Below are 6,050 nucleotides of genomic sequence, written 5' to 3'. Positions count from 1 at the left end.
CAAGTTGAGAATGGTGAAAAAAAACCCTTGGACCTTTTATAGCGACAACGGACGAAAACATCTCCAGCAACAGAACTGGGGAGTTATCGAAAACAACAAAACGTTGTAACAGGTGCAAGGAATCTCACTCATGAAAACTCAAGTCTGGTTGAAAACAAGCACAGCACTGGCCCTGATCCTGGCCCTCGGCCTGACCGGCTGCAGCAGCGGCGGTGGCGGCCACAAGAGCAGCTCCGGCAGCTCCTCGCCTGACAGCGCGGCAGGTACCGACAGTGGTTCCGGCGGCTCCGGCGACGGTTCGGGTGGCGCAGGCGGAACCGGTGGAGGCACCGCAGGCACAGGCGGGACCGGCGGAACGGGTGGCGGCACCGGTGGTACAGGTGGGACCGGCGGCGGTACCGCAGGGACAGGTGGCACTGGCGGCACCGGAGGCACGGGTGGCGGAACCGGTGGCGGTGGCGGCACCAATCCGACCAACCCGACGAATCCGACCGATCCGACTACACCCACCACTACCCCGTTGGTCACCTCGACCCTGGTGTCCGACCTTGGCACCACCATCAGCGGCGTCGGCGACGGTGTCAGCACCCTCAGTAGCGCGCTGGCTCCGCTTCCGGTAGTCGGCGGGGTCCTGCAAAGCGCGGTGAACACCTCCGGCAATGTGGTCGACACCGTAGGCGATGGCCTGACCAATGGCCTCGGCCAACTGGGTAGCGATCCACAGGCCTTGAGCAAGACCACGGCCATAGTCGGCAACGTGGTGTCGGACGTCGGCGATGGCGTCTCGGACATCAGCGGCAAACTGGCCACCAGCACCAGCAGCATTCCCCTGGTGGGCGGCGTGGTCACCCGGGTGGCGCCGGTACTCGACGGCGTCGGCAGCAAGGTCAGCATGCTCGGCGACACCCTCACCACCGTGACCAGTGGCGGCCCCCTGGGGACAGTGACAGACAAGGTGGGCAACAACCTGCTGGTACCGGTCGTCACCCTGACAGAAGGCCTGACCGGCAAGGTGGGCAGCGCGACCGGCCTGGGTACCCCGGTCGACGGGCTGGTCAGCCGGGTCGGCAGCGTGGTCGACAGCCTGGGTAACAAAATCACCACCACCGGCGGCGGCAACCCGCTGACCAATACCCTCGGTGGCACCCTGAACAACATCGGTACCACCGCCACCACGGCCGGCGGCCTGGCTACCACCAGCGGCTCGGGCACAGGTGGCGGCATCGGCGGCGCAGGCCTTCTGGAAACCGTCGGCGGTGCGGTGGTCAACCTGGGTAACGGCTTGAATGCGGGCAACACCAACACCCTGGTCAGTGCCGCGGGTGTCAGCGGTGCCTCGGTCGGCAACGTGGTGGCCTCGGTGGGTGGCGCCCTGGGCGGCACCGGTGTCGCCAATGTCGGCGCCACTGCGCCACTGGCCGGTGTCGGCGCCACGGTCGGTGCAGCGTTGAACCCGGTCACCACTACCGTCACCAGCCTGACCCAACAAGTCGGCGCCACAACCGGAGTGGGCACCCCCGTCGCCGGTCTGCTCACCCAGGTAGGCGGCGCCGTCAGCACGGTAGGCACCAGCATCACCGCCAGCGCCCCCAACCCTGTGGTGAGCACCGTCGGCCAGACCGTCAACACCGTCGGCGCTACCGTCGCCACGGTCGGCACCCTGGTCAACGGCGGCACCACCAGCGGCAGCGGGACCACGGGCACCACCGGCGTGCTGGGCGGTGTGCTCGGTGGCTTGACCGGAACCCTGGGCGGCAGCCGATAAGCGTTTTGCACCTGGCCGATTCGACGGCCCTACCTACAGCGCCTACGCTTGGTTGGAGACGAGGGATTCGATTGAGTCTCTCGTCTTTTTCTTGTCTGGAGCATGACGGTTGCAGTACTTGATCAAGGCCAAGACCCTGACAAGCGCCGCCGACTGAAGTACCTCTCGCGTTGCTGCGACTTGACCATGGAGTGTCCTATGCGCGCTTTGGCTCCCTTGCTGTTAGTCTCGCTTTGCTCATACGTCCACGCCGAAAACCTTCCCAGCTTTCTCAATAGCAACGAAACCATCCGCAACCTGCCGGTGCCCAACCTGCCGGCCGACGCCTATCGCCCCACGACCCCGGCGCCCAAGCTGGCGCCACCCACGGAACCCCAGGCCCAGCCCCTGATGATGGGCACCACCGTCAACGTCAGCACCGTGCAGATCGAAGGAGGCACCCTCTATCCGCTGAACGAGCTGGCGGAGATCTACAAGCCGCTGATCGGCCATGAAAGCACCCTGGCGCAACTGATCGAAGCCACCCGGGAAATCACTCGCCGCTACCAGCAGGACGGCTACCTGTTGTCCTACGCGTTCCTGCCGCAACAGAACTTCGACCAGGGTACCGTGCGCGTGGTCCTGGTGGAGGGCTACATCAAGGACTATCAACTGCAGGGCGATATCGGCCCGGTCTCGGCCTACCTCGACAAACTGGTGGCAAAACTCAAGGCTGAACGGCCGCTGACCCGCAAGACCTTCGAGCACTACACCACCCTGATGAGCCGCATTCCCGGGGTCACCCTGCAAGCCCAGGTGCCGCCACCGGGCACCACCGACGGCGCGGCCTACCTGATTGCCCAGGCCAGCCGCAAACCCTTCACCAGCAGCCTCAGCACCACCGACGACAACCGCAATGGCCTGCAAGCCCTGCTGGCGGTCAGCAGTAACTCGCAGACCGCCATGGGCGAGCAGGTAACCCTCAGCGGCCTGTTCCCGCCGGGGGACGATCACGAGCATTACTACCGCCTGGACTACAACCAGTTTCTCAATGACGAAGGCACCCAGCTGAGCCTGTACGGCACGCGCTACCGCGCCGACCCGGGGACCAATGTGCAGCTCGACAACGGCCTCGAACTCAAGCCCCACCGAGAGAACGATCGCTACTCCATAGGCTTGAGCCACCCGGTCATCGCATCGCCCAACGAACTGCTGATCCTCGGTTCGCGCCTGTATGCGGTCAACGACAAGACCCGCTATCAGGTGGTGGGTTATCCGCAGAGCGTCGAACTGAAAACCAACGTTCGCGCCCTGGCCTTCGAGGGCGACTGGCGCAAGGCCAACGCACGCCAACTAAGGATTCTCAGTGCCGGGGTGTACCAGGGGCTGGACGCCCTGGGCGCGAAGACCAACGACGACCTGTATGACCTGGACTTCTTCCGCGTGCGCCTGTCCGGCGTGCAGAGCGACAAGTTCTTCGACAACTGGCAAGGGGTGCTGTCGGCGGCCCTGTACTGGAGCCGCGACAACCTGCCCGACAGCGAGCGCGCGGTGTTCGGCGGGCAGAACTTCGGCCGCGGTTACCCCGACGACCAGGCGTCCGGCGACAAGGGCTGGGGCGCGGCCTACGAGGTGAACTACAGCTTCAATCGCGAAGACCGCTGGCTGCGAATCCTCCAGCCATACGTGGTGCTGGATCGCTCGCGCACCTGGTTCAACGAACTGCCGGTCAAGGGCAACAGCCTGTCATCGGCCGCCATCGGCCTGCGCTTTGGCGACGCCAAGTACTACAACATCTCCCTCGAAGCGGCCAAGCCGATGTCCGATGAAGCGCTGGACACCCACAACCGCCGCCCGCGCTACACCCTGAGTTTCAGCTACCAGTTGTAAAAAGCCCCTCAAGCCAAACGAACACGACCCGCTCAAAGGCGGGTCGTTTTGTTCAGGCGAGCATCAGAAGTCGTAGCGCACCTTGGCGGTGAAGGTGTCGGCAGAGAAGTCGGTCTTGGTCAGGTAGTTGTAGGAACCACCCAGGCTCGCTTCGTAGCTGTCGCGTACCGGCGAGGCACCGCTGGTGGTGAATGGCGTGCCCCCCAGGACAAAGGTCGAGGTGGTGTTGGCCTTGTCAGCGATGAAGTCGTGCCAGGCCATGACCCTGGCTTCCGGCTCCAGGCTGTCCTGGCCCAGATCGAACGCGGCGGCCAGGCGCGCGCCGATGCCCAGCTCGCCCACTTCGTAACGCTGGCTGGCGACATTCAATTCCACCGAGCTGCCTTTTCCCCGGTACGAATCGATCATCACGCAGGTTCAGGGATTGACCAGATGAATGTGCGGCTGCGGGAACAGCGTATTCAGGGTCTCCAGCAGGCGCACGTGGTAGATGGGTTTGCGGAACAGGTCCAGCACTTGCAGGCGCAGCAGGTCGCTGACGTCGTCCATGTCGGCATGACCCGAGGTGACGATCACCGGCAGGTGCTGGCGGGAGGTGTGATCGCGCAGTCGCCGGATCAGCGACAGGCCACTCTCCTCCGGCATGCGCAGGTCGGTGATGACCAGCGCGATGTCGGGGTGTTGAGTGAGATGGGCCAGGGCGAGCTTGACCGAGGTCGCGGTGAAGCAGCAAAAGCCTTCACCTTCCAGCAGCTCGGCCAGCTCGAGCAGCGCGTCCTCTTCGTCGTCCACGAGAAGAAGCTGCTGGCGTGGAAACGAAGAGGAGCTCATGGGCAATACCTGGAAAGTGACTTGCGTACTGAGGGTAGCGACGCCTCGATAAAGCCTTGAGGACCGGTTTTACTAGCCACCACTAGGAGCAGCAGGGGCAGCGGCAGTCTCGCCCTCCAACGCCGCTTGCAGAGTCTCGAAGGTACCGGAGATAGCCTCCGATATGCCGGGTACAAATGTCGAAATGGCCACGGCCACCATACCGGCGATAAGTGCGTATTCGATCCCTGACGCCCCCTCGTTGTCCTTGAGGAAACGCAGGAGCCGGGAGGTCTGAAGGGCGATCCATTGGGTGGCGAGAATGAAGAACATCTGATTTCTCCTCAATGCACCGAGTGTTGCAGCGTTGCAACATGATTCCCCTGTGCCACCACAGCATTGTCAACAAACTTCCAGCCAACAACTGTAAGAACTGATTAATCATTAAGTATTAGTTCGTTCCCTTGGCGTCAAAAAAACGCGGCATCGGACAGGGCGCGGAGGAGCCAAGTTATTTTCTCAACAGTAATGGCGTTTTGTTGCAGCTGTTCTACCTTCAAATAGCGAAATAGTTGCATGTTCATAGCTGCCTGATTGCGAAATTGGCTCGTTGGAATTTGCGAGTCGGTGATGCAGCGGGAAAGGGAGAGCCGTCATGAACAGTCGTATCACTATGGGGTTGGCTGGGGTGTTTCTGGTGGGGGCCCTCATTGCCGGTTACTGGGGTGTGGCATTGAGTCGTCGGCCCGCAGCGGAACCTGTAGCGCAGCCTTCCCTCACCACCGTGCAAACCGTCACCGCTTCCGCCGAAGATGCGACCCGCCAGCCCGTCGCGGTGCTGGTCCGCGACATCCCTCCGTTCGTTCCCATCAAGGCCGGCGATGTCACGCTGGAGCGGCTGCGTACCGCCCCCGCCGGCAGCCTCAAAAGTCTCGACCAGGTCATCGGACGCACCCCATGGCGGGCACTGTCGGCGGGGACCTGGCTGAGCGAGGAAAGCTTCGAAGCCGGTGGCAGCGTGGCCCGCATGATCCGTCCCGATGAGCGCGCCCTGGCGGTCGCGGTAGACGAAGTCATCGGCGCCAGCGGGCAACTGAGCCCTGGCGACTACGTCGATGTGCTGCTGTTCCTGCGCCAGGACAGCAACAACCTGCTGCCCTCGGCCCAGGTCGTGGTGCCGGCCCTGCGGGTACTTGGCATCGGCGAGCAATTGGGCCTGACCAACGATGGCAAGCCGGGCTCGCCGCCCGCCAGTGCCGAGGAAAAACTCAAGCAGGATCAGCGTCGCCTGAACGCGCGCAGCGTGTTGCTGGCCGTCCCGGAACCCTTGCTGAGCCGCTTGATGCTTGCGGCCCAGGCCGGCGTGCTGCGCCTGGCGGTACGCAGCGCCGACGAGAAACGCCTGGCGCATTACTGGGCGGGCGAAAAAAGCGCGTCGAAGCATCTGCAAAACGTCGACAGGTCCCTGGTCCAGTTCAACCAGCTGGCCCTGTCCTCCCCTTCTCCCTCCACCGCCAGAACCTTCGACGCCGCAGCGCGTCGCGCCCAGATAGAAGTCATACGCGGCATCGAAGCGAGCCAACAAACACCCTGATCATGCAAGGAC

The 6,050-nt window shown here is 63.4% G+C and carries 5 protein-coding genes and 1 pseudogene; 3 read left to right on the top strand and 3 right to left on the bottom strand.

What is annotated here, in order from left to right; translation table 11 throughout:
- Positions 1 to 130 precede the first annotated feature (130 nt).
- Positions 131 to 1,765, top strand: coding sequence for a collagen-like triple helix repeat-containing protein (locus J4D28_RS15395; RefSeq protein ID WP_103331480.1), 1,635 nt, complete (start codon positions 131 to 133; stop codon positions 1,763 to 1,765).
- 198 nt (positions 1,766 to 1,963) lie between these two features.
- On the top strand, positions 1,964 to 3,634 hold the full coding sequence (locus J4D28_RS15390; RefSeq protein WP_009046800.1) for a ShlB/FhaC/HecB family hemolysin secretion/activation protein: 1,671 nt from the start codon (positions 1,964 to 1,966) through the stop codon (positions 3,632 to 3,634).
- Between the two features lie 63 nt (positions 3,635 to 3,697).
- Here J4D28_RS15390 and J4D28_RS15385 read toward each other — a convergent pair.
- The 3 genes and pseudogenes from J4D28_RS15385 to J4D28_RS15375 form a co-directional block, all read right to left on the bottom strand.
- Positions 3,698 to 4,045 (bottom strand): annotated as a pseudogene (locus J4D28_RS15385) (autotransporter outer membrane beta-barrel domain-containing protein); the annotation flags it as partial.
- A gap of 6 nt (positions 4,046 to 4,051) precedes the next feature.
- Positions 4,052 to 4,465 carry a response regulator gene (locus J4D28_RS15380; RefSeq protein WP_028681576.1) on the bottom strand — a complete coding sequence of 138 codons (414 nt, stop codon included), beginning with the start codon at positions 4,463 to 4,465 and terminating at the stop codon, positions 4,052 to 4,054.
- A 72-nt stretch (positions 4,466 to 4,537) separates the two neighbouring features.
- A complete protein-coding gene (locus tag J4D28_RS15375; protein ID WP_101281751.1) occupies positions 4,538 to 4,777 on the bottom strand; it encodes a Flp family type IVb pilin in 240 nt (79 codons plus the stop codon).
- A gap of 322 nt (positions 4,778 to 5,099) precedes the next feature.
- Between J4D28_RS15375 and cpaB the strand changes: the two genes are divergently transcribed.
- A complete protein-coding gene (gene cpaB / locus J4D28_RS15370; protein WP_103331478.1) occupies positions 5,100 to 6,038 on the top strand; it encodes a Flp pilus assembly protein CpaB in 939 nt (312 codons plus the stop codon).
- Positions 6,039 to 6,050 lie beyond the last annotated feature (12 nt).

Source organism: Pseudomonas sp. GW531-T4 (genome assembly GCF_017349615.1).
In the GTDB taxonomy this organism is placed as follows: domain Bacteria; phylum Pseudomonadota; class Gammaproteobacteria; order Pseudomonadales; family Pseudomonadaceae; genus Aquipseudomonas; species Aquipseudomonas chlororaphis_I.
This window is presented reverse-complemented; position numbering and strand designations above follow the sequence as displayed.